Raw genomic sequence first — 26179 nt, forward strand, 5'->3', positions numbered from 1 at the left:
ATGCATTTTGTTCAATCAGAGCGCGCACTGGGACGACCACTGTTCAAGCACCGCCTGGTACGGCTTGATGAAGTGTTCTTCGGCGAACTTGCCCTGCTCGATCGCCAGCCGACTGCGCTCTTCACGGTCGTAGACGATGCGCGTCAGTGAGTAATCCTGATGTTCGAGGCTTGGCCGGTAGGCTTTGCCTGCCGAAGAGTTCGCGTTGTAGATCTCCGGCCGATAGATCTTCTGGAAGGTGTCCATCGTGCTGATGGTGCTGATCAGCTCGAGAGGGCTGTAGTCCTCCAGCAGATCGCCGGCGAAGTAGAAAGCCAAGGGCGCAACGCTGTCAGGCGGCATGAAGTAGCGGACCGTCAGGCCCATTTTTTTGAAATATTCGTCGGTCAGCGAATAGGCATCCTGCTGGTACTCGACGCCCAATACCGGATGCTGGTTGTCCGTGCGGCGATAGGTCCTGCTGCTCGACACGCTCAAGCAGATCACCGGTGCCTTGGCAAAATGCGCTTTATAAGCACTCGAGTTCACGAAAGACTTGAACAACTTGCCATGCAACTCGCCGAAGTGCTCGGGAGTACTGAAAGCGGGCTGGCCCTTGTTATGCCCGAGCAACAGCACGCTGAAATCATAATCGCGCACGTAGGACGAGAAGTTGTTGCCAACAATGCCCTCGATACGCGCGTTGGTTTTCTGGTCGACGATCGTCGTCTTCAGCAACTCGATCAGCGGAAGGCTGTGATCGGCCTGCTGGCCTTCCATCGTCATCTCGACAGAAATGATTTCAAGTTCAAGCCTGTAGCGGTCGCCCTCGGGATTGTCCCAGTGCGCCAAGGCATTGAACCGGTTGTCGATCATGCTCAAGGTGTTGCGCAGGTTTTCCTGGCGATTGCGCCCACGGGCCAGGTTGGCAAAGTTCGTCGTGGTACGCGTGTTTTCCGCGGGGCAATAGTCTTCATCGAAACGCGTGCGTTTGATGGCAAAGGTAAATTCGTTGTTCATCGGTCTCTGACATCCTGTTGGGCGGTGATGGCCTGCATCACCTCACCGGGGCAGCGAACGGCTGCCTACCCTGGGAGAAAATTCGATGGGGGGATTGTCAGGATCATCGCACCTTGAGACAAACTCATTTTTTTCGAGATGATCTGCAATTTTATTCATGATCGTTCTGAGCGCTTGCTAAATGGGGTCTGGACGGCGGCCAGCCTTCCCCGACGCCATGACACGGGTGTTACCGGCATGACCCTTGAGGTTATGCTGCGTACCCCCGCCCTTTGCCACGAGACTGTCATGTCGTCCGCTGCCGTACCGGCGCAAACCCTGCGCGCCGACCGAGATTCGCGCAACGCCGCCCAGGTACTCGGCCTGTGCCTGCCCAGTGACGTACTGCTCTATCTGCTACTGCCCATGTACGCTTCGGACTTCGGCGTGACCCTGGTCGAGGCGGGTGTATTGCTGGCGGCCAATCGCCTGGTACGGATCATCGGCTATGGCTGGGTGGTGCGGTTCTATGCACGCCATGGCGATCGTGCGGCGTGCAGCCTGGCGGCCTTTGCCGCAGCGGTGTGTGCACTGGGTAACGCCACCCTTGGCGGATTCGCCGCACTGCTGGTGCTGCGCCTGGTCTGGGGGCTGTGCTTTGCGACCTTCAACCTCAGTACCCAGACGCTCGCCACTGCCGAAGCACAAGGTGCAGCCCGCCGCGCCGGGCGCTCGCGGGCGACCCTGGCCATCGGCCCCATGCTGGCCTTGCCGCTGGGTGCGCTGATGGCCCAGGCCTACGGCCCGCGCGCTGTGTTCTACGTACTGTGCGTCAGTGCCCTGTGCGGCCTGTGGCGTGCCCGCGCCTTGCCTTGCGGCGGCCATGACATTGCCGCGCGCAGCGGTCGGCGTCTGCGCCTGCCAGACAGCATCGCCACCTGGTCCTTCATCGAGGGGGTGACGCTGGACGGCCTGTTCATCTTCGGCCTCTCGCTGTATGCGCAAGTCCATATGGGCGAGTCGGGGGTACTGGTGGCCGGTGTATTGATGGCGGTGCGCTATCTGAGCGAGATGCTCTTCAGCCCCTTTGGCGGACGCCTGGCAGACCGCTTCGGCGCACTGCGCATGTTGGTGGTGCTGTCGCTGGCCACGTCACTGGCGCTGCTGGTATTCGCCAGCCATTGGCTGTTCATCGGCGCCTTCTTCGTGTTGGTGCTGCGCGCCTTGCAGTTGCCGCTGGTGATGACCCTCGTCGCGCTGCGCAATCCGCACGCGCGCATTCAGGCGCTGGCCAGCAATGCCGTGTGGCGCGACATCGGCGCCGGGCTCGGGCCGATGCTGGCCGGTGTGCTGCTGCCGCAGGTGCCAGCGATCTGGGCTTACGCCGGGGCGGCGCTGGCGGTCGCCGTGGCGGCACTGAACTGTGCCAGGCCGCCACGGCATTGAACGCTGCGCCCGAGATCAGCGCAGCTGGATCCAGGTGGTCTTCAACTGGGTGTACTTGTCGAACGCGTGCAGTGACAGGTCACGCCCAAAGCCCGACTGCTTGTAGCCGCCGAACGGGGCGACCACATCGAGCGCATCGACGGTGTTGACCGAAACGCTGCCGGCCCTGAGCTGCCTGGCAACCCGATGCACGCGGTTGAGGTCGTCGCTCCAGACCGACGCGGCCAACCCATAGAGGCTGTCGTTAGCCAGGCGGATAGCCTCCTCTTCAGTGTCGAAGGCCGTCACTGCGAGTACCGGGCCGAAGACCTCGTCACGCGAAAGCGACGACTGCGGGTCGACATGGGTGAAAATCGTCGGTTCGATGAAGTTGCTGGAGCCGTTGAAGCTGAGTTGACGCCCACCGGCCACCAGAGACGCCCCCTCCTCGTGTGCACGGCCGATTGCGGCCATGATCTGCGAAGTCTGCTGCGCATCGACGATAGCGCCGGCGCGGCTGGCCGGATCGAGCGGATCACCGGGTTGCCACTCGCGCGCCTTGGCGATCAGACGCTCGATGAACGCGTCATGGATCGAGCGCTGCACGTAAAGTCGCGAGTTGGCCGAGCAGACCTCACCCTGGTTGAAGAAGATGCCGAATGCGGCTTTCTCTGCGGCCAGGTCCAGGTCCTTGCAGTCATCGAACACCAGGTTCGGGCTTTTTCCACCGCACTCCAACCACACCTGTTTCAGGTTCGACTGCGCCGAGTACTGCATGAAGTACTTGCCCACCTGGGTGGAGCCGGTGAATACCAGGCAATCGACATCGGGGTGCAGGCCCAATGCCTTGCCGGCGATCTCGCCCAGCCCCGGCACGACGTTCAACACCCCGTCGGGAATGCCCGCCTCCAGTGCAAGCTCGGCCAGGCGCAGCGCCGAAAGCGGCGACTGTTCGGCAGGCTTGAGCACGACGCTGTTGCCGGCTGCCAAGGCCGGGGCCAGTTTCCAGGCCGCCATGTCCAGCGGGAAGTTCCACGGCACCACGGCTGCGACCACGCCGATCGGTTCGCGGGTGATGGTGACCACGGCCTCGGCCGCAGTGGGCGCAACCTGGTCGTAGAGTTTGTCGAGCGACTCGCCATACCAGGCGAAGACATGCGCGGCGCCCGGCACATCGATGTTGTAGGCGTCGAGCACCGGCTTGCCCATGTTCAGCGACTCGAGCAGCGCCAGTTCCTCGCGGTGAACAAGCATCAGCTCGGCCAGACGCAGCATCACACGCTTGCGCTGGGTCGGCGCCATCCGGGCCCACGGGCCTTGCTCGAACGCCTGCCGAGCACTGGCCACGGCACGGTCTACGTCCTCATCGGAACAGGCGGCGACCCGCGCCAGCAGCTGGTTGGTGGCAGGGTTGATCGCATCGAACGTTGCGCCACCTGTGGCGGCCACGAAGCGGCCGCCGATCATGGCTTGATCGCGAAAAGTCAGGTTGGCGGCTTGATGCCGCCAGTAGGTTGAATCGTGCACGTTGTGCTCCAGGAACCGTGGGTAGGAAAGGTAGCGCAGCCGCTTCAGAGCTTGCCCAGGGCCTGCGCGGTGCGGTCGACCGCTTTGCGGGTCTTCTCCACCAGCTCGTCCAGCTCGCTGTGGTTGGCCACCAGCGCAGGCGCCATGATCATCCGCCCCAAGGTCGAACGAATGATCACCCCCTCTTCGAAGCCGAAAGTCCGACACTGCCAGGCCAGCTCGTTCTCATTGGCGTAGCGCTTGCGGCTGGCCTTGTCTTCGGCGAACTGCAGTGCCGCCACCAGCCCGGCGCCCTGTACCTGGCCAATCAGGGGATGGTTGGCGAACACCTCGCGCAGGATGCGCTGCAGGTAGGGCCCGGTGTCGTCTTTCACCTGGCGGACGATGCCTTCGTCACGCAGGGCCTTGAGGTTGGCAATCGCCACCGCAGCGGCCACCGGGTGCCCGGAATAGGTCAGGCCGTGAGCGAATACCCCGCCGCGCTCGACCAGTGCTTCGGCGATGCGCTTGCTCAGCACCAGCCCGCCCATCGGCACGTAGCCCGAGGTGAGGCCCTTGGCGATCGACAGGGTGTCGGGCTCGAAACCGAAGTATTCGTGGGCGAACCATTCGCCGGTACGACCGAACCCGCCGATCACCTCGTCGGCGCACAGCAGCACGTCGTACTGGCGGCAGATGCGCTGGATTTCCGGCCAGTAGCTTTCTGGCGGGAAGATCATGCCGCCGGCGCCCTGGAACGGCTCGGCGATGAAGCCGGCGACATTCTCGGCCCCAAGCTCAAGGATTTTTTCTTCCAGCTGCAAGGCGCAGCGGCGACCGAACTCGGCCGGACTCAGCTCGCCACCGGCGGCATACCAGTAGGGCTCATCGATGTGCGCCACATCCGGAATCAGCCCGCCCATCTCGTGCATGAACTTCATTCCGCCCAGCGCCGTGGCCGCCAGGGTCGAGCCGTGGTAGCCGTTCCAGCGGCCGATCATGACCTTCTTGTTCGGCTGGCCTAGCACCTGCCAGTAGCGGCGCACGGTACGGATCAGCACCTCGTTGGCCTCGGAGCCGGAGTTGGTGTAGATCGCGTGGCTGTAGTGCCCCGGCAGCAGGCTGAACAGCAGCTCGGACAACTCGATCACCGCCGGATGGGTGGTGTGGAAGAACATGTTGTAGTACGCCAGCTGGTCCATCTGCGCCGCCGCGGCGGCCGTCAGGTCCTTGCGCCCGTACCCGAGCTGGGTGCACCACAGGCCCGACATACCGTCCAGGTAACGCTTGCCATCGCTGTCCCACAGATGCAGCCGCTCACCGCCGACGATTACCCGTGGGCCTTCGGCGTTGAGCGCCTTCTGGTCGAGGAAGGCATGGATATGGTGTGCAGCATCGGCGGCCTGGTATTCACGGGTCTGGCGTTGGGGTACGAAAGGCGCGTTCATGGGCGGTTTTCCTTGTTGGTATGGAGACGCCACTGAAGCTTGCAGCAGCCAGCAGCGGTGTGAAATCACCCGTTGGGGTGAGGTCTCCAGCCCAGTCAGCGGCTCACCCCAACGGGTGATTTCGAAGACGAATCGGCTATGGGAGCATGCGCCAAGGCCCCCAGATGCGGCCTTACCTTTCGTGCCAGGTCAATAAAGAGAACAACGCCATGAACGCACGCTTCATCACCTCACGTCGCACTCGCTCCCGCCCTCGAGATAGCCACAGCGCCTGAACGAAGGGCCCTCGCCCCGCCTTCAGCCCAATCGCCCTCTCCCTCGACAGTATCGAGCTCGCTCGCATACTGCGGCGTCCTGCACCCGGAGTCAGCCATGCATACAACAACCACAACCGCTGCGCATTCCACGGCACATACGAGCGCTGCCAGTACCCGCTTTCGCAAATCCATGGGCATGACCGCCCTGGTGCTCTTCGGCCTCGCCTACATGGTGCCGCTGGCAGTGTTCTCCGCCTACGGGCTGGTCGCCCAGATCACCAAGGGCCACCTGCCAACCGCCTACCTGCTGACCCTGGGCGCCATGCTCTTCACCGCCTACAGCTACGGCCGCATGGTCCAGGCGCATCCCTACTCGGGCTCGGTCTATACCTACACGCGCAAAGCCTTCGGCGCCCACGCAGGGTTCATGGCGGGGTGGACGCTGCTGCTCGACTACATTTTCCTGCCACTGCTCAGCTACCTGCTGATCGGCATCTACATGTCGGAATACTTCCCGACGGTCCACGCCTGGGTGTGGGTACTGGGCGCCATCGGCGCGGTGACCTTCCTCAACCTGATCGGCATCGAGTCGGTGACGCGGGTCAACGGCATTCTGGTAGTCGCACAGCTGGTATTCATCGTGGTGTTCGTGGCCTTGTCCATCAACAGCCTGTCTACCCAAGTGCAGCCGATATCGCTGACCGCGCCCTTCTATCATGAAGGTTTCAGCGCCTCGGCGATCATGGCCGGCGCTGCCGTGCTGTGCCTGTCGTTCGTGGGCTTCGACGCAGTCTCGACCATGGCCGAGGAAACCAGCGACCCGACCCGGCGCATCCCGCGGGCAATCATGGCGGTGTCGCTGATCGGCGGCCTGCTGTTTCTGCTGGTGTCCTACTTCGCGCAACTGGTGCACCCGGACTGGAGCAGCTTCGCCAACCCGGACTCCGCCCCGGTAGAGGTGATGAACAGCGCAGGCGGGCGCCTGCTGGCCAGCGCCTTTACCGCCACCTATGTGGCAGGCTGCTTCGCCTCGGCAATGGCCTCCCAGGCCAGTGTGTCGCGGGTGCTGTTCGCCATGGGCCGTGACGGCGCCCTGCCCCGTGCCTTCGGCCAACTGGTGACGAAAAAACGCGTCCCGGCCTTCGCAATCCTGGTGGTTGGCCTGGTCTCGCTGAGTGCGCTGTTCATCAGCCTGGACACCGTCGCCAACATGATCAGCTTCGGCGCGCTGTTCGCCTTCTCGGCGGTCAACCTGGCGGTGGTCAAGCACTACCTGGCTGACCAGAAACTGCGCGGCACGGGAAACTGCATGCGTTATGGCCTGATCCCGGGGTTGGGTTTTCTCAGCACGCTGTGGCTGTGGACCAGCCTGTCGAGCATGTCCTTCACCATCGGCCTGTGCTGGATGGGGCTGGGCCTGGTGTTGCTGATCGGCCTTACTCGCGCGTTTCGGGTGAAACTGCCTGAGTTGCAGATGGCCGATTGACCAGCGTCATACCTTGAATGACAACGCCGACGATGACTCGTCGGCGTTTTCGCGTCAGCGTGGCTTGCTCATGTAGCTTTCCAGCGGATCACGCTCCAGCACCCCATGGGCATTGGCCAGCGCATCGATGAACAGCGAAAACAGCTCGGACTGCGTGCCGATGTCGAGCTTGGCGTAGACATGCTTGCGGTGGGACTTGATGGTGTCTTCGGAAACCTTGAGACGCTCGGCCAGCGACTTCGTCGAATGCCCGCGCAGGATGAGCTGGGCAATCCGGCACTCGCGCTCGGTCAGCAAGGACGACCCGAAATTGCTCAAGGCTGCATGTACACGCTGCTCCCAGACCTTCTCCTCGCGCCCGCCACGGCCCTGGTACCCCTCGAAATGCTTGGTCAGTACCGCCAGCACCCACGGGCTGATGCACTTGAACCGCGCCTTTGCCGCCTCGTCGAGTTCGTCGGTGAAGGCCAAGGACACCGCCAGGCTCAAGCTTTCGTCCAGCTGCAGGAGGTAGTTGATCTCGTCCTCCAGGTGCGAGTGCCGGTAGAACGCCAGGTAGTACTCGCTGAGCTTGAAGTGATCAGGTGCAACATCGGCCAGTGTATAGCAGCCTGAGTCGGACCTTTCCATGCACTGGTCGTAGAACGGATCGAGCAGGTAGAAACCGGACAGGTATCGCCGTACGTTGCCTTCCGGCCGCCATGGGCCGGGTCCGTCGCATTCCGACCAGGCCGATGGCAAGCCCTCGCGCGGGTAGAGGTAGACCGTGCTGGCCTTGACCGGGCCGACCAAGGCCAGCGCGTCGAACAGCGCCGTTGCGAAACCCTGGGCGCCGATGGCGGCGGTGACTTTCGCCATCGCCTCGAACCATGGGACTGATGAGAGCTGATCGATTTGCACGTCTGTGACCCCTGGAATTCCGCTGGTCGGATGGTGCCATGGGCTTGTGCGTCGGGGAATCACCCGTTGGGGTGAGCGGGTCGGGATCGCCGGCCAGACGCTGGCGCACTGTCAGGACAACAGGGCCTCGGAGGATGACTGGACTGGCACCTGATGCCTGAGCGGCTGCTGCCAGGCCAGGGTTGCCTGGACTTCGACGGCAGCGTCCATGACCTTCTGCGCCCAGTTCTTGTCCTTGGGGCAGACCACGACAACGCGAAAACCATGGTCGTCGCCTTCGATGCGCACGCCTTCGGAATCATCGACATGCAGATCGATGTCGAATGCCGGCGGGAACTTCGAGGGAGGGTTTTCAAGACCGTTGACGTTCAGCACGTGCTGGTGCCGGTCGCTGTTGACCACGCCATCGACGCGGATGCCGTAGAGCAACAGCCAACGACGGATGTAGGAAGGTGTGCGGCCGGACGAGGTATAGATCCAGACGCTATAGCCCTGGCGGCGCAGATCGCGAATCAGCGCGCGGGTGCCGATGCGCAGCGGCTCGCCCAGCCAACGATGGACGAAGCCCGGCAGTTTGCTGTGCTCTTCGGGGCTGTGGTGCGGCAGGCAAGCCAGCGTGTCGTCGATGTCGAACGAGATACGCACCCGCGGGCGCCTGAAGGCCCGGGTAACGCCCTGCCAGGCCTGGCGGCTGCCGGCGCGCCATTGCTTGAGCATCGGGTAGCGCCCCATCAGCGAACCTCCCGGTAGGCAGGCGTTGCTGCTTCGCCCAGGAAGAATTTTTCCGGATCGGGCGACTGCGCTTCCAGGAACGCCGCATACTTTTTCTTGATCTTGGGCAATTCGTACAAGGCCTTTACACCATGCTTGGCAGAGTTGCGTATGACCGAGGATGGGTTGAAATAGCCCTCGGCGTTGTCCAGCGTCAGTACGAACGGCGGTAGCCCTGCGCGCATCAGCAGATAACTGACGATGAGCGACCCCGTGCGGTTGTTGCCTTCAATGAACAGCTGCGGCTTGCTCAGGATGCGAACATACACGCCTGCTGCGCGTTTCCACACCGAATCGCTGCCATACGAGCAATACCAGTTGTACAGGTCCTTGATGCCGCCTTCGACGTTGTTGAAGAAGTGTTCTTCGGTGGCGATCAGGTGCTGGGCGAACTCCACTCGACGTTCAGGATCGCTACCACACAGCACCGTGGCGTTGATCTCCAGCATCAGGTTCAACTGCTGCAGGTCGAACAGGTCGATACCCCGCGCGACATAGTCGTCAATCAGGGCATAGCCTTCAAGCACATTTTGCAGCACCTCATCGGTAAACGGGTCACGCGGTTCGGTAAAGTGCTTGCTGAGCTCGGTGAAACGCCGCTGCACATCCCGCAGTGCACGTTCTACCGCTGACAGGTCAAGACGACGCGTCGCACGCATAAGTAATCTCTGGAAACACTAAAAAAGTAAAAGCGGTCGGACTGTCGCAGCGGCCATCCTGGCCTGCGACATCCAACCGCTTCGGTCGAGTGAACGATCAGCTGAACTTGCCGCTGATGTAGTCACTGGTCAGTTGTTCGCGCGGGTTCTGGAAGATCTGGGTGGTTGGACCCATCTCGACCAGGTAGCCGGTGCGCGAGCCTTGCGAGATGTCCACCGAGAAGAACGCGGTGGTGTCGGCAACACGGATCGCCTGCTGCATGTTGTGGGTCACCAGGGCGATGGTGTAGTCCTTCTTGAGCTCCACCATCAGCTCTTCGACGCGCCGGGTCGCGATCGGGTCGAGTGCCGAGCAGGGTTCGTCGAGCAGCAGCACTTCCGGCTCGGTGGCAATGGCACGGGCGATGCACAGGCGCTGCTGCTGCCCGCCGGACAGCGACAGGCCGCTGACCTTGAGCTTGTCCTTCACCTCATCCCACAGCGCTGCACCTTGCAGGGCATGCTTGACGCGGTCGCCCAGGTCGCCCTTGTAGCGGTTCAGGCGCAGGCCGAACGCGACGTTGTCGAAGATGCTCATCGAGAACGGGTTCGGTTGCTGGAACACCATGCCGATGTAGCGGCGCACGACCACAGGGTCCACACCCTTGCCATAGACATCCTGGCCGAGGAAGTGCACGTGGCCTTCGAAACGGAACCCCTTCACCAGGTCGTTCATGCGGTTGAGGCTACGCAGCACGGTACTCTTGCCGCAGCCGGACGGGCCGATGAAACCGGTAATCTTGTTCTTTTCGATCGGTACATGGCTGTCGCGGACCGCCATGAAGTTGCCGTAGAAAATCTTGTCCAGTTTGCAGTCCATGACCACTGGTGCCTGGTTGACCAACGGAGCGGCTCTTTGCGCAGTCGATACGTTCAAGTTGGATGCTCCCGTTCTCAATACTTAGGCTTGCCGAAAACACGGCTGAGAATATTCACGACCAGCACGATCATCACCAGTACCAGCGAGGCCGCCCAGGCGAGCTCCAGCTGGTTGTCGAAAGGCATGCCGGAGAAGTTGTAGATCAGTACCGCCAGCGAGGCCGTGGGGTTCATCACCGCCAGGCTGCCATCGTGGTAGATCCAGTAGTTGCTGAACAATGCGGTGAACAGCAGCGGCGCGGTTTCGCCAGCGGCGCGGGCCACGGCCAGCATGACGCCCGTAAGGATGGCCGGCATGCCGGTCGGCAGGATGATCTTCCAGATCACCTGGGTGCGGGTACAGCCCATGCCGTAGGCGGCGTCCTTCATGATCTTGGGCACCATCTTCATCGCCTCTTCGGCGGTCAGCACGACGATCGGCAGCATCAGTACTGCCAGCGCCACACCACCCGCCGGTGCGGAGTATGTGCCAGTGGTCATGACCACCAGGGCATAGGCGAACACGCCAGCCAGGATCGACGGCAGGCCGGTCAGCATCTTGGCGGCGAAGCGCGATGCGTTGGCAAGCTTGCTGTCCGGACCGAGCTCAGCGAGGAAGATCGCCGCCAGGATGCCGACCGGCACCGCGATGGCAGCGGCGATACCGACCATGACGAAGGTACCGGCCATGGCGTTGCCGAAACCACCGCCCATCTCGAAGCCGGTGGGCGGCAGCTCGGTGAACACCTCCAGGCTCAGGCGGGCACCGCCGCGGGTGATCAGCATGTAGAGCACGGAAATCAGCGGCACGCTGGCCAGCAGGGCCACGCACCACACCATCGTGGTCAGGGTCAGGCTGCGCAGGGCGCGGCCTTCGAACCGGCGCTGCAGGCTGGGCAATGCAGTTGCAGGGGTCGTGAGGTCGGTCATTATTTATTACCCCGCTGGGCGTAGAGCATGATCAGCGATCCGATGACGTTCACCAGCAGGGTGATGAACATCAGTACCAGCGCCGCGTACATCAGCACCTCGACCTCGTTCGGCCCGGCTTCAGGGAAGTTCAGGGCCAGCAAGGCCGCCAGCGTGTTGGCCGGGGCGAACAGGGAAAGCGTGATGGTGTTGGCGTTGCCCACCAGCATGGCCAGCGCCATGGTCTCGCCAAGGGCACGGCCCAGGCCGAGCACCAGGGAGCCGAAGATGCCAGTGGCGGCAGACGGCACCATCACCTTGAGGATGGCTTCCCAGTGGGTGGTGCCCATGCCGTAGGCTGCCTGCTTGGTCTTCATTGGCACGCTGGTCAGCGCATCCTGGGACACGGCGGCCACGGTGGGCAGAATCATGATGGCGAGCACCAGCGCTGCAGGCAGCAGCCCGGGCCCGCTCAAGGAGGAACCGAAGAACGGAATCCAGCCCAGTTCGCTGTTCAACCATGCGGTCAGCGGACGGATTGCCGGGATCACCACGTAGATGCCCCACAGGCCGTAGACGACGCTGGGGATGGCGGCGAGCAGCTCGACGATGGTGCGGAACACCGCAGCGAGTTTTGCGGGCAGGAAATCCTGGGTGAGGAAAATCGCCATGCTGACACCGAAGAAACCGGCGATCAGCAATGCAATCAGGGCGCTGTAGAGCGTGCCCCAGATCGCCGGCAGAATGCCGTATTTGCCTTGGTTAACGTCCCACACGCTGCCGAAGAGCACATCGAATCCGTGCTTTTCCATACCCGGCAGCGCCTTGCGCCCTACTTCGTAGACCAGCGCAAAGACCAGTGCCAGCACCAGCACCACGCCGATACGTGCAAGTGCACGGAACGTACGGTCGACCAGGAAATCCTTGGTTGACGGCGGCTGGCATGCAGAGTCGGGGTTATCCGGAATGGCAAAAGGTGTGTTCATGGATTATTTCCGGGACAGGGGCAGAGGCGCCCGGCATGCCTGCAAGGCAGGCCGGGCGCAACCTGGCAGTCTTACTGGATGTTCTGAGCCGCTTTGCGCACCTGGTCGACAACCGACTGCGGCAGCGGGATGTAGCCCATCGAGTCGGCGATCTTCTGACCTTCGGTCAGGCTGTACTCGATCATGTCGCGCATGGCCTTGGCCTTGGCGGGGTTGCCGTTGTCCTTGCGGAAGATCATCCAGGTGTAGGAGGTGATCGGGTAGGACTTGGCACCGTCCGGATCAGGCAGCCAGGCCACCAGGTTTTCCGGCATCTTCACCGCAGCCAGTGCTTCGGCACCGCTTTCGGCGTTCGGTACGACATACTGGCCAGCCTTGTTCTGCAGGGCAGCGAAGTCGACCTTGGCCAGCTTGGCGAAGCCGTATTCGATGTAGCCGATGGCGCCCGGGGTCTGGCGTACGGTGGCGGTCACGCCATCGTTCTTCGGCGACTTGATGAACTTGTCGGTAGCCGGCCAGTTCACGGTGTTGCCCTCGCCCAGCGCTTCCTTGAAGGCAGGGTTGATGGCCGACAGGTGCTTGGTGAAGACGGCGGTGGTACCGCTGGAGTCTGCACGCACGACCACGGTGATCGGGGTGGCAGGCAGCTTCAGCTCAGGGTTGGCGGCGGCGATCTTCGGATCGTTCCACTGGGTGATCTTGCCCAGGAAGATGTCGGAGTAGACGTCGCGCGGCAGCTTCAGACCCTTGGGGTTGCCTGGCAGGTTGTAGGCCAGGACGATCTCGCCCGCGGTCATCGGCAGCAACTGAACGCCCTCGCCGACCTTGGCAATTTCTTCGTCTTTCATGGCCGAGTCGCTGGCGGCGAAATCGACGGTCTTGTTCAGGAAGTCCTGGACACCGGCACCACTCCCCTTGGACTGGTAATCGACGGTGACACCTTCGGTCTTCTTGCTGAAATCCTTGAACCAGGTCAGGTAGATCGGTGCAGGGAAGCTCGCGCCGGAACCGGTCAGGCGGACGTTTTCTGCGGCGAAGGCCGAAGTGGCGCTAAGCGAAACGGCAACGGCGAGTGCAGCAGACTTCATCAGGCGTATCATGGAAAAGCGCTCCGTGTGATGGCCGGAACACTTTGCAGCAGCTGTATTACAACTTTGTGACCATTGGGTGGCAAACCACCTGCTCAGCCCCCATGAATCGGGCCAACAAGGCAATTTGATGCCATTTCGTAGTAACTAAATGTGACTAGTCTCCATCGGCAGTCACCAGCAACTGAAAATCAAATGACCTTCACCGAACGCCCGATGAACTTCACAGGGCCAGTCGGCCGGCCCGTGGGTGAGCCGCCCGCCTTCTCCAGCGTCAGTTCGAACAGCTGATTGGGTTCAAGAGGCGGCAGGTCGCGCAGCGGAACGCGATACTGCTCGCCAGGCTTGACCAAGCCCAGGGAGACTGGCGCCTGCCATTGCTCACCCTTGGTCCAGAATTGCAGGGTCATCCCTTCGGGCACCTGATCCCGACCCAGCGGGATCAACGCGATGGTCTGCGCATCGCTGGCCTGCACTACCCAGCCGGGCACCTGATCGGTCGGCGCGACCAGCACCACCAGGTAGTGGGTCGTCGCAGGCCGAGTGGTCAGCAGGGCCAGGCTCAGCAACACCGTGGCCGCCAGACCGGCGACGCTCACGCCTTGCCACAGGCCCAGGCGACTCCACCATCGGTTCGTCGGACGCACCGGTCGGGCCTGCTCCGAAATACTGCGGTCGATCCGCCGCCACAGGCGCGTACTGGGCAGTTGCGGTTCAGCCAGCCTGGTCAACTCGAGCAGGCGCGCTTCCCAACGGTCGACAGCCGCCCGCAAGTCCGGCTCGCGGTCCAGTCGCGCAAGCACCGCAGCGCGCTGTTCGGCAGACAGCGTCCCCAACACATACTCCCCCGCCAGCACGTCGAGCAGTTGCGTAGGGTCATCGGTTGAACCCGGCGTCATGTCATGCACTCCCGCAGCGCCTCGAGGCTTCGCTTGATCCACGCCTTGACCGTACCCAGCGGCGCCCCCATCAGGCTGGCGATTTCCGCGTGGCTGCAGCCGTCTACATAGGCATGCAGGACACACCGCTGCGGTGCAGGCTGCAGTTGCTCAAGGCAGCGATAGATCTTCGCGGAGCCTGACCAGATGGCGCCCTCGTCGAATTCCCCAACCAAGGTCGCGATGTCCGCGTCGTCCAACGCCGTCTCCGGTCGGCTGTCGCGCACGGCATTCAAGGCCAGGTGGCGGTTGATGCTGTAGATCCAGCCCCGGGCCGAACCTCGCGTCGCATCGAAGCTGGTCGCCCGCGTCCAGATGCGAATGAACGCGTCGTGGACGATATCCTCGGCCATGGCGTCATCGCGCACGATGCGCCGCACCACCCCGAGCAAACGCGAACCTTCATGGTCGTAGAGCGCCTGCAAGGCGCTGCGGTCACCCCGCGCGCAAGCGGCAAGGCAACCCTGGAAATCGAAAGGCGTAAGGGATGAATTCACTCTCGGCACGGTCCTGTGTCGGCGCTCAGCCCCGGCCTTGCGGCCGGGGCTTGTAGGTTCTGTATGAAAAACCTTGATACTCGGTGATGCTGCGTTGAAAACAGCCTCGGAATGCTCATTTACAATCCGTAAACTCCGCTTCCTCGGCTGTTTTCGCCTTGCCTGACCTTCGTCTCAAGGCTTTTCATACAGCCCCTAGAGCAGCGTAGATGATCCATTGCCAAGCGTCAGTTCAACCGCCCATCATTTGGCAGACCAGAAGATGTAGTCGGCCTGGTACTTGACGATCTGCTGCGCCCCCTTGTTCTGCGCTGTACAGGCCATTGCCGGCGCCACACCGCCCTGGGTGGCGAGGCGCTGGATGTAGCTGACCCCGTGCATTGCCCCTTTACCCTCGGCCGGATTCGCCTTGACCAGTTGGTAAGGCAGATCGCCTTTGCCCGCAGGGGCCACGGCAAGCTGGGTGCCGGTGACTTTCGAGCCGTCCTTGGCCTGCCAGGTGGCGGGCGGGCCAAAGTAGTCGCCGACAGCCTTGCCACTGCGGTCGCTGAGGGTCGCCTTGGGACCGACGAAGAACCACTCGGTCTCGCCCGGCGCATTGCTCTTGTCACGGCACTCGTAGGTGATTTCACCGACGCCGACGGTTTCGAGCATGACCGCGTGGCCTGCGGGCACCTTGATGGCATCGGGCACCGCAGCATGGGCAGCCTGTTGCGCGAGCATGAAGCTCGATACGAGCAGGATCGAGGCAAACGGGGTTTTCATGGGATGGACTCCTGGTGGGCACTCGGTTGGACAGTCGATGACTGTTGTCTTCCTGTACCCGCCAGCAGCCGTTGTGGATGCAAGACCAGGCAATCCTGGCGACGAACGGTCGCAGGACGCCTATTCGGTGGACTCCATCACGCCCTGATCCTCGCCCAGGAAGCCACCGCTCTGATGCTGCCACAACCGCGCATAGGTGCCGTTTCTGGCCAGCAGTTCAGCGTGGGTGCCCTGCTCGATGATGCGCCCTTCATCCATCACGATGAGCCTGTCCATCGCCGCGATGGTGGACAACCGGTGAGCGATGGCGATCACCGTCTTGCCCTGCATCATGTCATCGAGGCTTTCCTGGATGGCGACCTCGACCTCCGAGTCCAACGCACTGGTGGCCTCGTCGAGCAGCAGGATCGGGGCATTCTTGAGCATCACCCGCGCAATCGCGATGCGCTGACGCTGGCCACCGGACAGCTTGATGCCACGCTCGCCGACCAAGGTGTCGTAGCCGGTGTGCCCTTGGCGGTCGCTCAACTGGCTGATGAAGCCATCGGCCTGGGCACTGGCGGCAGCACGACGGATCTGCGCCTCGCTCGCCTCGGGGCGACCGTAGGCGATGTTGTCGCGAATCGAACGGTGCAACAGCGAGGTGTCCTGGGTGACCATGCCGATCGCGCTGCGCAGGCTGTCCTGGGTGACCTGGGCGATGTTCTGCCCATCGATGCGGATCTCGCCACTGTCCACGTCATAGAAACGCAGCAGCAGGTTGATCAGCGTCGACTTGCCCGCACCGGAGCGGCCGACCAGGCCGATCTTCTCGCCGGGGCGAATCTCAAGGCTCAGGCCATCGAGCACCTGGCGCTCGCCGTTATAGTTGAAACGCACATTATCGAAGCTCACCGCCCCGCCGTGGGTCACCAGCTCTCCCGCGTTCGGCACATCCTGGACCTTGGGACCGGTGGTCAGGGTCACCATCCCGTCCTGCACGGTGCCGATGTTCTCGAACAGCGAGGTCATCTGCCACATGATCCAGTGCGACATACCATTGACGCGCAGTGCCATGGCAGTGATCGCCGCCACTGCGCCGGCGCCCACTTCGCCCTGGTGCCACAGCCACAGGGCGTAACCTCCCGCGCCCATGATCAGGCCGACCACCAGCGCCTGGTTGGCGATCTCGAACAGGCTGACCAGGCGCATCTGGCGAAAGCCGGTCTGCTTGAAATCTTCCATCGCTGCACGGGCGAAGTGCGCCTCGCGCCGGGAGTGGGAAAACAGTTTCACCGTGGTGATGTTGGTGTAGGCATCCGAAACCCGCCCTGTCATCGACGAGCGGGCATGGGCCTGTTCCTGGCCGACCTTTCCCAGGCGCGGGACGAAATACACCATGGTCAGGCCGAACAGCACCACCCAGGCAATGAACGGCAACATCAGCTTGAGCGCGAAACCGCCGGCCAGGGCAATGATCGCCACGAAGTACACGCCGATACCGGGCAGGATCTCGATCAGGGTGAACAGCACCTCACGCACCGCCAGCGCCGTCTGCATCACCTTGGTGGTGACCCGGCCAGAGAACTCGTCGGAGAAGAACGACAAGCTCTGGCGCAGCATCAGGCGATGGAAATCCCAACGCAGGCGCAGCGGCAGGTTGATCGCCAGCACCTGATGCTGCACCAGCGTGCGCCCCGCCACCAGGCCGATACTGACCAGCAGCACGGCCCCCGCGCCCCACAGCACCCTCGCTTCCTCGGCGGTCACCGCATCGCCCACTTTCCAGGTCGAAAGCAGGTCCACCACCTGGCCGAGGAAGGCGAACAGCCAGGCCTCGTAGATCGACACTGCCGCGCTGAGCAGCGCCAGCGCCACGATATAGCCGCGGGCACCGCGCGTGCAGGCCCACATGAACCGTGCCAGGCCCATGGGCGGTGGTGGGGCTTCGTCGGGTGGGAAGGGGTCTAGCCAACGCTCGAATATGCGCAGCATGGAAGTCTCCGAATAAGCCAAACAAGAGATTGTGGCAGTTCATGACGACAGGTGGCGGAAATTGACATCGACAGTGGTGCGCAGCCGGCGACCGGGCGCCAGCGGTCAGATGAAGGAATTTTCATTTTCCACGCCAGCGCGCTGCTACCGGGGTGGGCGGCACGTCACGCTGTTCGCTGGCCGTGACCGACCTTGAGCCGACCGCCGAGCTTGCGTAGCATCCCCGGCCCTTGGGGCCGCAGACGGCCCACTGCGGGCCAGCCCTCGCCTTCACTCGTCATCACTTTACCGAGCCCCCATGCCACAGCCGATTCCCCTCAAGGACCACGAAAAGGAAAAGCACCTGGTCAACCGCCGGCTGCTGGTCTGCGCCGCGCTGACCCTGGGCCTGGTTGCCGTGCTGATCGGCAGGCTGTACGTCTTGCAGGTGCTGCAGCACGACCAGCAATCGGCGGTCTCGGAGAACAACCGCGTGCACGTGCTGCCCATCGCCCCCGAACGCGGGTTGATCTACGACCGTAACGGCGTGGTGCTGGCCGACAACAAGCCCAGCTTCAACCTCAACATGACCCGCGAGCGCACCAACGGCCAGACCCCCGCCGTGCTCGATGCCCTGGCCAAGATCCTGAACCTCTCCGACGACGACCGCGCCCAGTTCGACAAAGACCTGCGCCGTGGCCGCAAGCCGTTCGAACCGGTCACCCTGATGTTCGGCCTGAGCGAAGAGCAGATCGCGCTGATCGCGGTCAATCAGTTCCGCCTGCCCGGCCTGGACGTCGAACCGCAGTTCATTCGCGAATACCCGCTGGCCGAGCACTTTGCCCATTCGGTCGGCTACGTCGGACGGATCAACGAAAAGGAAGCCAAGACCCTCGACAGCACCGAGTACCGCGGCACCCAGTCGATCGGCAAGACCGGCGTCGAGCGCTTCTACGAAAACGAACTGCACGGCCATGTGGGGTATGAGGAAGTCGAGACCAATGCCCAGGGGCGGGTCATGCGCGTGCTGCGCCATCACGATCCGGTGCCGGGCAAGGATATCGTCCTGAGCCTGGACGCCAAACTGCAGCAAGCCGCCGAGAAGGCCCTGGGCGATCGCCGCGGCGCGGTGGTGGCGCTGGATCCAGCCACGGGCGACGTGCTGGCGATGGTCAGCAACCCCAGCTTCGACCCCAACCTGTTCGTCAAGGGCATCAGCTTCAAGCAATACGCCGCGCTGCGCGACTCGATCGACCGTCCGCTGTTCAACCGCGTGCTGCGCGGGCTGTATGCGCCAGGCTCGACGGTCAAGCCGGAAGTGGCCATCGCCGGCCTGGACAGCGGCGTGATCAACCCAGGTAGCCGCGTGTTCGACCCCGGCTACTACGAGCTACCCAACTACGACCACAAGTACCGCAACTGGAACCGCAGCGGCGATGGCTGGGTGGACATGTACACCGCCATCATGCGTTCCAACGACACCTACTTCTACGACCTGGCGCACAAGCTGGGCATCGACCGCCTGCACGACTACATGGCCGAGTTCGGCCTGGGCCAGAAGGTCTCGCTGGACATGTTCGAGGAAGCGCCCGGCCTGATGCCGTCTGCACAATGGAAACGCGCCACCCGCCGCCAGGCCTGGTTCCCCGGCGAAACCCTGATCCTCGGCATCGGCCAAGGGTACATGCAGGTCACTCCGCTGCAACTGGCGCAGGCCACCAGCCTGCTGGCCAGCAAGGGGGTGTGGCACCGTCCGCACCTGGCCATGACCGTGGGTGGCGAGCACCCGGTCGACCCGAACCCGATGCCCGACATCGTGCTGCATGACAAACGCGCCTGGGACCAGGTCAGCCAGGGCATGCAGATGGTCATGCACGATCCGCGCGGCATCGCCCGTGCGGCCGCCGCCGGCGCGCAGTACCGGATTGCCGGCAAGAGCGGTACCGCGCAGGTCGTGGCGATCCGCCAGGGCGAGCGCTACAACCGCGACAAGACCCTCGAGCGGCACCGCGACAACGCCCTGTTCGTGGGTTTCGCGCCCGCCGAGCATCCGTCCATCGTGGTGGCGGTGATGATCGAGAACGGCGAGGCTGGCGGCCGCGTGGCCGGGCCTGTGGTGCGCGAGATCATGGATGCCTGGTTGTTGGATGACCAGGGGCACCTGAAGGAGCAGTACGCCGGGAGCGCGGGCAAGGGCGCGGTACCGCACGGCTGACGCCAGGTTGCCCGCCTCCTGTGGACGCGGGTTCCCCCATCACCGCAACGGATACAGTGCCTCGTCGAACTGCTCCAGACGCGGGAACACCAGTGGCTGGTCATCCGAAAGCTGTTCCAGACGCTGACGATACTGCACCAGGAACTCACCCCGCGCCTCGTCGCTGATATAGGGCACGTGCCAAGCCACGAACGGCGCCAGCACCTCGAAACCGACATAGGCCAGGGTGCCGCGCAGGATCGGCCGCAGCATGTCCTCCAGCGGCCCGTGGATCGCGCCCTCGCCGAACATGTGCTCACGCCCGCCCAGGGTCACGGTCACCAGCGCCTTCTTGCCCGCCAGGCCACCCTGGTCGTAGAAACGCTTGCCGCCATAGCACACCCCCGACACCAGTACCCGGTCGATCCAGCCCTTGAGCATGGCCGGGGCGGAGAACCAGAAGATCGGGAAGTTCAGCACCAGCAGATCGGCCCACAGCAGCTTGTCCAGCTCCTGCTGGATATCCGCGGCGATGGAGCCGCTCTTGACCCCCAGGCGCTGTTCCAGCGCATAGACCAGGTACTCGGGGTTCTCACGGGTGCTGAAATCCTCGGCGCTGGCCACCGGGTTCCAGCCCATGGCGTACAGGTCGCTGACCTGTACCTGGTGCCCCTGGGCCTCGAAGGTCTGCTGCGCCTGGTCGCGCAAGGCGGCGGTGAAGGAATGCGGTTCAGGGTGGGCGTGGACGATCAGTACGTTCATGGGAGCTGTCCTTCGGCAATTGGCTGGGTAGTGGCAGCGGCGCGACCGGCCAGCAGGCCGTCGAGCCAGTCCGGGTCCATCTGCGGTTCGGAAGAGAACAGCAGCCCGGTGTAATCCTGATAAGGCGGGGTGAAGATCGACTCGCGCCGCCCCTGGTCCACCACCCTGCCCCGCTGCATCACCATCACCTCGTCGGCGATGGCGCGCACGGTGGCCACATCGTGGGTGATGAACAGGTAGGCCACGCCCAGCTGGCGCTGGATGCGGTCGAGCAGCTTGAGCACGCCTTCGGCCACCAGCTGATCGAGGGCCGAGGTCACCTCGTCGCAGATGATCAGTTGCGGCTCGGCGGCCAGGGCGCGGGCGATGCACACTCGCTGTTTCTGCCCGCCGGACAGTTCGCGGGGCTGGCGCTCCATGAACCTGGCAGGGTCCAGCTCGATCATCTCCAGCAGCTCGGCGACCCGCTCGCGCAGCGCCCTGCCCTTGAGCCCCAGGTAGAACGCCAGTGGGCGACCGATGATGTCGACGATGCGCTGGCGTGGATTGAGCGCGGTGTCGGGGATCTGGTAGATCATCTGGATGCGTCGCAACTGTTCCTTGCTGCGCCGCCGGTAGTCGGCCGGCAAGGCTTCACCGTCGTACAGCACCTGACCACTGCTCGGTTGCAGGAGCCCGGTAATCAGCCGCGCAGTGGTGCTCTTGCCGCTGCCGGACTCGCCAATCACCGCCAGCGTCTGGCCGCGCTGCAGCTTGAGCGACACATCGTGCAGCACCGGCTGGGCGCCGTAGCTGGCCGAGGCATTGCGCACCTCGAGCAGTGGCCGGTCCTGCGCCTGGCTGGGCTTGGGTTCGGTATGGAAGCTGCGCACCGCCCACAGCGAACGGGTGTAGTCCTGGCTCGGGGCGCCGAGCATGGTGCGGGTGGCAGCCTCCTCGACCAGGCTGCCGTGACGCAGCACCATGATGCGGTCGGCGATCTGCGCCACCAGGGCCAGGTCGTGGCTGATGTACAGCGCCGCGCTGCCGAAGCGCTTGACCGCATCGCGAATGGCGGCAATCACCTCGATCTGGGTGGTCACGTCGAGCGCAGTGGTCGGCTCGTCGAACACGATCAAGTCCGGGTGGCAGGCCATGGCCATGGCGGTCATCACCCGCTGCAGTTGGCCGCCAGACACCTGGTGCGGGTAGCGTCGACCGATGTTCTCCGGGTCCGGCAGGCGCAGCACGCGGTACAGCTCGACCGCCTCGGCCTCGGCAGTGGCGCGGTCGATACCGCCGTTGACCACGGCGGTTTCCACATGCTGGTCGATCAACCGATGCGCCGGGTTGAACGACGCTGCGGCACTCTGCGCCACGTAGGCCACCCGCAGGCCGCGCAGCTTGCGCAGCACCTCGGGAGCCGCGCCGACCAGTTCCTGGCCATCGAAGCACACCGAGCCACGGGCGATGCGGCAGCCGTCGCGCACGTAACCCATCGCGGCCAGGCCAAGGGTCGACTTGCCGGCCCCCGACTCGCCGATCAAGCCCAGCACCTCACCGCGCTGCAGGGTCAGGTCGATGCCCTTGACCAGCGGGTGCCAGGCGTCGTCGGAGTGACCTTCGATATGCAGGTCGCGGATTTGCAGTAGTGGTTTCATGCTCAGCACTCCTTCAGGCCGCTGGACTTGTGCAGCACCCAGTCGACGACGAAATTCACGCTCACGGTGATCAGCGCCACCGCCAGCGCCGGCAGCAGCGGGCTGACATCGCCGAACGTGATCAGCACGGCGTTGTCGCGCACCATGCTGCCCCAGTCGGCGGTGGGCGGCTGGATGCCCAGGCCGAGGAACGACAGTGCACTGATGAACAGGAAGACAAAGCAGAAGCGCAGGCCGAACTCGGCAATCAACGGCGCTGCGGCATTGGGCAGCACCTCGCGGGTGACCAGCCACCACAGCCCTTCCCCGCGCAACCGCGCCGCCTCGACGAAGTCCTGCACCACCACGCTCATCGCCACCGCCCGCGACAGGCGGAACACCCGGGTGGCATCGAGCAGCGCGATCACCAGCACCAGCGAGGTGGTGGTGGTGCCAACCACGCTGAGGATCAGCAAGGCGAAGATCAGTTGCGGAATGGCCATGAGGATGTCCACCACCCGCGACATGCCCTGGTCGATCCAGCCGCCGCGAATCGCCGCCACCAGCCCGCAGAAGCCGCCCAGGGCGAAGGCCAGCACGGTGGTCAGGAAAGCGATGCCCAGGGTGTTGCGTGCGCCGTAGACCAGGCGGCTGAACATGTCGCGGCCCAGGTTGTCGGTGCCGAGCAGGAACTGCCCGCCCCAGGGTGCAAAGCCCTCGCCGACCACTTCGGTTTCGCCGAACGGCGCCACCAGCGGCGCGAACAGCGCCACCAGCACATACAGCAGGATCACCAGCAGGCCGAACTTGGCGCTCAGCGGCGCACGGCGCAATTGCGTGTACAGGCTCATGGGCTACCCCTTCGGATGCATCAGGCGCGGGTTGCTGGCGATCGACAGCACATCGGCACTGGTGTTGAGCAGGATGTAGGTGGCGGCGAAGATCAGGCTGCAGGCCTGCACCACCGGGATGTCGCGCTTGGCCACCGAGTCGACCAGCAACTGGCCCAGGCCCGGATACACGAACACCACCTCGACCACCACCACGCCAACCACCAGGTACGCCAGGTTCAGCGCCACCACGTTGACGATCGGCGCCAGGGCGTTGGGCAAGGCATGGCGGAAGATGATCCGCGCCTGGCCGATACCCTTGAGCCGGGCCATCTCGATGTAGGGGCTGGCGAGCAGGTTGATCAGCGAGGCGCGGGTCATGCGCATCATCTGCGCCACCACCACCAGGCTCAGGGTCAGCACCGGCAGCAGCGAGCGCTCCAGCACCTCGCCCAGGGAGGCATCCGGGGAGAGGTTGGAGATGCTTGGCAGCCAGGCAAGCTTCACCGCAAACACCAGGATCAGGATGTAGGCGACGAAGAATTCCGGGAACGACACCGCACTCAGGGCGCTGGTGTTGAGCAGCCGGTCGAACCAGCTGTTGCGGTACAGCGCCGCCAGCATGCCCAGCAGCAGCGCCAGTGGCACCGACACCAGGGCCGCCAGCAGCGCCAGGCTGAAGGTGTTGCCCAGGCGTGCGCCGATCAGCTCGGCGATCGGCCGCTGGTTGGCCAGCGACACGCCGAGATTGCCTTGCAGCAGTTGCCAGCCCCAGTGGAAGAAGCGCGTCAGCGCTGGTTGGTCCAGGCCCAGTTGGCTGCGCAGTGCAGCCACGGTTTCCGGGGTGGCGGCCTGGCCGAGCATGGCCTGGGCCACGTCGCCCGGGAGCATGCCCACCGCCAGGAAGATGATCACCGACACCGCCAGCAGCGACAGCAGGCCCAGGGCCAGGCGCTGGGCGAGCAGTTTGCAGAGACTATTCACCGTACGGTCCTCGCGATGAAAGGGGATTCAGGCCTGCCACCAGCGCTCGATCAGGCGCAGGCCGTCCAGCTCACCGTAAGGTGCGGTGACGCCGCCGTGCATCACCCGCCGGGAGCGGGCCGCGACGGAGCTTGCGAACAGCGGCACGATGGCGCCGCCATCGTCGCGGCACAGCGCCTGCATTTCGTTGTACATCTCCTGGCGCAGCGGAGCGTTCATCTCGCCACGGGCAGCGTTGAGCAACTGGTTGAAGCGCGGGTTGTCCCAGTGCGTCTCGTTCCACGCCGCGCCCTTGGCGTAGCCGATGCTGAACATGCGGTCGGCGGTCAGGCTCGAGTACCAGAACGAGGTGGTGAACGGCTGCTTCATCCACACGTTGGTGAAGAAGCCGTCGGCCGGCTCACGCACCACGTCGATGTCGATACCGGCCTTGCGCGCCTGCTCCTTGAACAGCACCGAGGCGTCGACCGCGCCGGTGTAGGCGGCGTCGGAGGCCTGCAGGCGCACCTTGAGGCTGTCCATGCCGGCCTGCTTGAGGTAGAAGCGCGCCTTGTCGGCGTCATATACCCGCTGCTCCAGGGCCGTGTTGATGAAGCGGCTGCCAGGCTGGATCGGGTGGTCGTTGCCGATCTGGCCGTATCCGTACAGCACCGAGGTCAGCAGGGCCTGGCGGTCGATGGCGTGCTTGAGCGCCAGGCGCACGTTGTTGTCCTGGAACTGCGCGGTGTCGCAGAGCATGGGGAAGGTGTAGTGCTGGGCGCCTTTGGTTTCCTCGATCACCAGTTGCGGGTTGCGCTTGAGCAGCGCCACGGTCTTGAGGTCGACCTTGTTGATCACATCCACCTGGCCTGTGACCAGGGCATTGACCCGCGCCGCGCCGTCGGCGATCGACAGCAGCTCGGCCGTGGCGAAATGCGCCCTGCCCGGCTTCCAGTAGTCGGAGCTGCGCACCAGGTCCATGCGCACGCCCGGCTCGAAGTGCTTGAGGCGATAGCCGCCCGTGCCGATGCCGGCCTGCCAGTCGGCGGCGCCGTCCTTGGCGGGCATGATCACCAGGTGGTAGTCGGCGACCACATAGGGGAAGTCGGCGTTGCCCGAGTGCAGCTCGAACACCACGGTGGCGGCGTCCTGGGCACGCACCACGGCAACATCGCCGAGGACGGTCTTGGCCGCCGAGGTGGATTTCTCGCCCAGGTGATGCTGGATCGAGGCGACCACATCGCCGGCATCGAGGCTCTTGCCGTCGTGGAAGGTCACGCCCTGGCGCAGGAAGAAGGTCCAGACCTTGGCATCGGGGCTGGACTCCCAGCGCTCGGCCAGCTCCGGAATGGCGGTGCCGTCGACGCTGATTTCGCTGAGGGTGTTGTAGACCGCCGAGAAGCCGACGAAGGTGAAGGTGTCGGCCCAGGTGCCGGGGTCACGCGAGTCAGTGGTGCTGCCCCCGGCCAGCCCCATGCGCAGGGTACCACCAGCCTTGGGGGTGACCTCCTCGGCCCAGCCCGTCAGGGGCAGGCCCAGGGAGAAGGCGCCGGCGAAGGTCGCCGCTGCCGCGCTGTACTTGAGGAACTCCCGACGTGGCAGGCCGCCGCCGGGCATCGCTTGAGTGATCTTGTTGTTCTTATCGCTCATGGCATTGCCCCTGTTGAACCGCTGAAAGAAGGATCGCAGGCATCGATGACCGAATATTTGTAATTGTCATCGTGACAAATACATTAGACTCATTGGCATGCCCCTGCCAAGATGGATTTTCACAGGGACACCGACTTTGCGATTCACCAGGGATTTTTACCGATGAGCCAATCGACCCGCCTGATCACCGCCTCGTACATCCTCTCGTTCGTGGCCGCCAACGCGCCGCAGAAACTGCGCACCGAGACCATCGCCAAGTGGGTCAAGGTGCACCCCACACGGGTGCGCAGCCTGGCTTCGCAGATGGTCAAGGCCAACATTCTCAAGTCCTGGCGCGGCGCCCAGGGCGGCCTCACCCTCGCCCGCCCGGCCAGCGAGATCACCCTGCGCGAGGTGTACGACGCAGTGCAGGAGAGCTCGCTGATCGCCGAGAAGATCGACAACCCGTTCTCGGGGATGGAGGATCATTGCAAGGTGTTCGAGGTGTTCACCCGGCTGTTCGCGATGCTGGAGGCGAACATGCGCCTGGACCTGGGGGCGATCACGGCGGACCAGTTGTTTGTCGCGTTCGATCGGCCGGTTGAGGGGGCTGTGGAAGGTTGATTGGCAGGGCCGGCCCTTTCGCGGGCAAGCCCGCTCCCACAGGTCCACCGCCAGTTTCGAGAGCGGCGCTTTACCTGTGGGAGCGGGCTTGCCCG

At 63.9% G+C, this 26179-nt stretch carries 23 protein-coding genes; 4 read left to right on the forward strand and 19 right to left on the reverse strand.

Annotation, left to right across the window (positions count from 1 at the left end; genetic code table 11):
- Window positions 1-15: 15 nt before the first annotated feature.
- The gene (locus IAE40_RS02765; protein ID WP_200602608.1) at window positions 16-999 is read right to left on the reverse strand and encodes a DUF1852 domain-containing protein; all 984 of its coding nucleotides are present in this window, start codon (window positions 997-999) and stop codon (window positions 16-18) included.
- Between the two features lie 288 nt (window positions 1000-1287).
- On the opposite strand from IAE40_RS02765, the gene IAE40_RS02770 reads away from it, so the two are divergent.
- Window positions 1288-2424 carry an MFS transporter gene (locus IAE40_RS02770; protein ID WP_153773918.1) on the forward strand — a complete coding sequence of 379 codons (1137 nt, stop codon included), beginning with the start codon at window positions 1288-1290 and terminating at the stop codon, window positions 2422-2424.
- A gap of 15 nt (window positions 2425-2439) precedes the next feature.
- Here the strand turns inward: IAE40_RS02770 and IAE40_RS02775 are convergent, their stop codons facing one another.
- Window positions 2440-3870, reverse strand: coding sequence for an aldehyde dehydrogenase (locus tag IAE40_RS02775; RefSeq protein ID WP_234465054.1), 1431 nt, complete (start codon window positions 3868-3870; stop codon window positions 2440-2442).
- A gap of 104 nt (window positions 3871-3974) precedes the next feature.
- A complete protein-coding gene (locus IAE40_RS02780) occupies window positions 3975-5357 on the reverse strand; it encodes an aspartate aminotransferase family protein (RefSeq protein WP_153773920.1) in 1383 nt (460 codons plus the stop codon).
- 372 nt (window positions 5358-5729) lie between these two features.
- On the opposite strand from IAE40_RS02780, the gene IAE40_RS02785 reads away from it, so the two are divergent.
- Window positions 5730-7100 (forward strand): APC family permease, encoded by a 1371-nt coding sequence (locus IAE40_RS02785; RefSeq protein ID WP_200602610.1) that lies wholly within the window; start codon window positions 5730-5732, stop codon window positions 7098-7100.
- A 54-nt stretch (window positions 7101-7154) separates the two neighbouring features.
- Here the strand turns inward: IAE40_RS02785 and IAE40_RS02790 are convergent, their stop codons facing one another.
- From IAE40_RS02790 to IAE40_RS02840, 11 genes are all read right to left on the reverse strand, one after another.
- A complete protein-coding gene (locus tag IAE40_RS02790; RefSeq protein WP_200602611.1) occupies window positions 7155-7958 on the reverse strand; it encodes a helix-turn-helix domain-containing protein in 804 nt (267 codons plus the stop codon).
- Window positions 7959-8111: 153 nt separating this feature from the next.
- Window positions 8112-8732, reverse strand: a complete 621-nt coding sequence (locus tag IAE40_RS02795) for a hypothetical protein (RefSeq protein ID WP_407682521.1) — start codon at window positions 8730-8732, stop codon at window positions 8112-8114.
- Entirely contained in the window at window positions 8732-9430 is a 699-nt protein-coding gene (locus tag IAE40_RS02800) for a hypothetical protein (RefSeq protein WP_054894156.1), read from the reverse strand. The genes IAE40_RS02795 and IAE40_RS02800 overlap by 1 nt, the downstream gene beginning before the upstream one ends.
- 97 nt (window positions 9431-9527) lie before the next feature.
- Complete coding sequence (pstB, locus tag IAE40_RS02805) at window positions 9528-10289, reverse strand: phosphate ABC transporter ATP-binding protein PstB (protein WP_054894178.1); 762 nt, start codon at window positions 10287-10289, stop codon at window positions 9528-9530.
- A gap of 74 nt (window positions 10290-10363) precedes the next feature.
- Complete coding sequence (gene pstA / locus IAE40_RS02810) at window positions 10364-11257, reverse strand: phosphate ABC transporter permease PstA (RefSeq protein ID WP_200602612.1); 894 nt, start codon at window positions 11255-11257, stop codon at window positions 10364-10366.
- Window positions 11257-12222 carry a phosphate ABC transporter permease subunit PstC gene (gene pstC, locus IAE40_RS02815; protein ID WP_054894154.1) on the reverse strand — a complete coding sequence of 322 codons (966 nt, stop codon included), beginning with the start codon at window positions 12220-12222 and terminating at the stop codon, window positions 11257-11259. Before pstC ends, pstA begins: the two co-directional genes overlap by 1 nt.
- A gap of 71 nt (window positions 12223-12293) precedes the next feature.
- Window positions 12294-13322, reverse strand: coding sequence for a phosphate ABC transporter substrate-binding protein PstS (gene pstS, locus IAE40_RS02820; protein ID WP_186665237.1), 1029 nt, complete (start codon window positions 13320-13322; stop codon window positions 12294-12296).
- Window positions 13323-13501: 179 nt separating this feature from the next.
- Window positions 13502-14209 carry an anti-sigma factor gene (locus IAE40_RS02825; protein WP_153773924.1) on the reverse strand — a complete coding sequence of 236 codons (708 nt, stop codon included), beginning with the start codon at window positions 14207-14209 and terminating at the stop codon, window positions 13502-13504.
- Entirely contained in the window at window positions 14206-14745 is a 540-nt protein-coding gene (locus tag IAE40_RS02830; protein WP_200602613.1) for a sigma-70 family RNA polymerase sigma factor, read from the reverse strand. Before IAE40_RS02830 ends, IAE40_RS02825 begins: the two co-directional genes overlap by 4 nt.
- Before the next feature lie 243 nt (window positions 14746-14988).
- Window positions 14989-15468, reverse strand: coding sequence for a DUF3455 domain-containing protein (locus IAE40_RS02835; RefSeq protein WP_442797137.1), 480 nt, complete (start codon window positions 15466-15468; stop codon window positions 14989-14991).
- 162 nt (window positions 15469-15630) lie between these two features.
- A complete protein-coding gene (locus IAE40_RS02840; protein ID WP_200602615.1) occupies window positions 15631-17484 on the reverse strand; it encodes an ABC transporter ATP-binding protein in 1854 nt (617 codons plus the stop codon).
- A 298-nt stretch (window positions 17485-17782) separates the two neighbouring features.
- On the opposite strand from IAE40_RS02840, the gene mrdA reads away from it, so the two are divergent.
- Window positions 17783-19678, forward strand: a complete 1896-nt coding sequence (gene mrdA, locus IAE40_RS02845) for a penicillin-binding protein 2 (protein ID WP_200602616.1) — start codon at window positions 17783-17785, stop codon at window positions 19676-19678.
- Between the two features lie 39 nt (window positions 19679-19717).
- Here mrdA and IAE40_RS02850 read toward each other — a convergent pair whose 3' ends face one another.
- From IAE40_RS02850 to IAE40_RS02870, 5 genes are read right to left on the reverse strand one after another with little or no spacing between them, the layout of a single operon-like run.
- The gene (locus IAE40_RS02850; RefSeq protein WP_200602617.1) at window positions 19718-20419 is read right to left on the reverse strand and encodes an NAD(P)H-dependent oxidoreductase; all 702 of its coding nucleotides are present in this window, start codon (window positions 20417-20419) and stop codon (window positions 19718-19720) included.
- Window positions 20416-22059: an ABC transporter ATP-binding protein gene (locus tag IAE40_RS02855; RefSeq protein WP_200602618.1), complete on the reverse strand. Its 1644-nt coding sequence runs from the start codon at window positions 22057-22059 to the stop codon at window positions 20416-20418. The genes IAE40_RS02850 and IAE40_RS02855 overlap by 4 nt, the downstream gene beginning before the upstream one ends.
- A gap of 2 nt (window positions 22060-22061) precedes the next feature.
- Window positions 22062-22889: an ABC transporter permease gene (locus IAE40_RS02860; RefSeq protein WP_054894145.1), complete on the reverse strand. Its 828-nt coding sequence runs from the start codon at window positions 22887-22889 to the stop codon at window positions 22062-22064.
- A gap of 3 nt (window positions 22890-22892) precedes the next feature.
- The gene (locus IAE40_RS02865) at window positions 22893-23852 is read right to left on the reverse strand and encodes an ABC transporter permease (protein WP_200602619.1); all 960 of its coding nucleotides are present in this window, start codon (window positions 23850-23852) and stop codon (window positions 22893-22895) included.
- Between the two features lie 27 nt (window positions 23853-23879).
- Window positions 23880-25481, reverse strand: a complete 1602-nt coding sequence (locus IAE40_RS02870; RefSeq protein WP_200602620.1) for an ABC transporter substrate-binding protein — start codon at window positions 25479-25481, stop codon at window positions 23880-23882.
- 162 nt (window positions 25482-25643) lie between these two features.
- On the opposite strand from IAE40_RS02870, the gene IAE40_RS02875 reads away from it, so the two are divergent.
- Window positions 25644-26084 (forward strand): RrF2 family transcriptional regulator, encoded by a 441-nt coding sequence (locus tag IAE40_RS02875; RefSeq protein ID WP_063544552.1) that lies wholly within the window; start codon window positions 25644-25646, stop codon window positions 26082-26084.
- The last annotated feature ends 95 nt before the right edge of the window (window positions 26085-26179 follow it).

It is taken from the genome of Pseudomonas sp. S44 (assembly GCF_016624805.1).
Classification (GTDB): domain Bacteria; phylum Pseudomonadota; class Gammaproteobacteria; order Pseudomonadales; family Pseudomonadaceae; genus Aquipseudomonas; species Aquipseudomonas machongensis.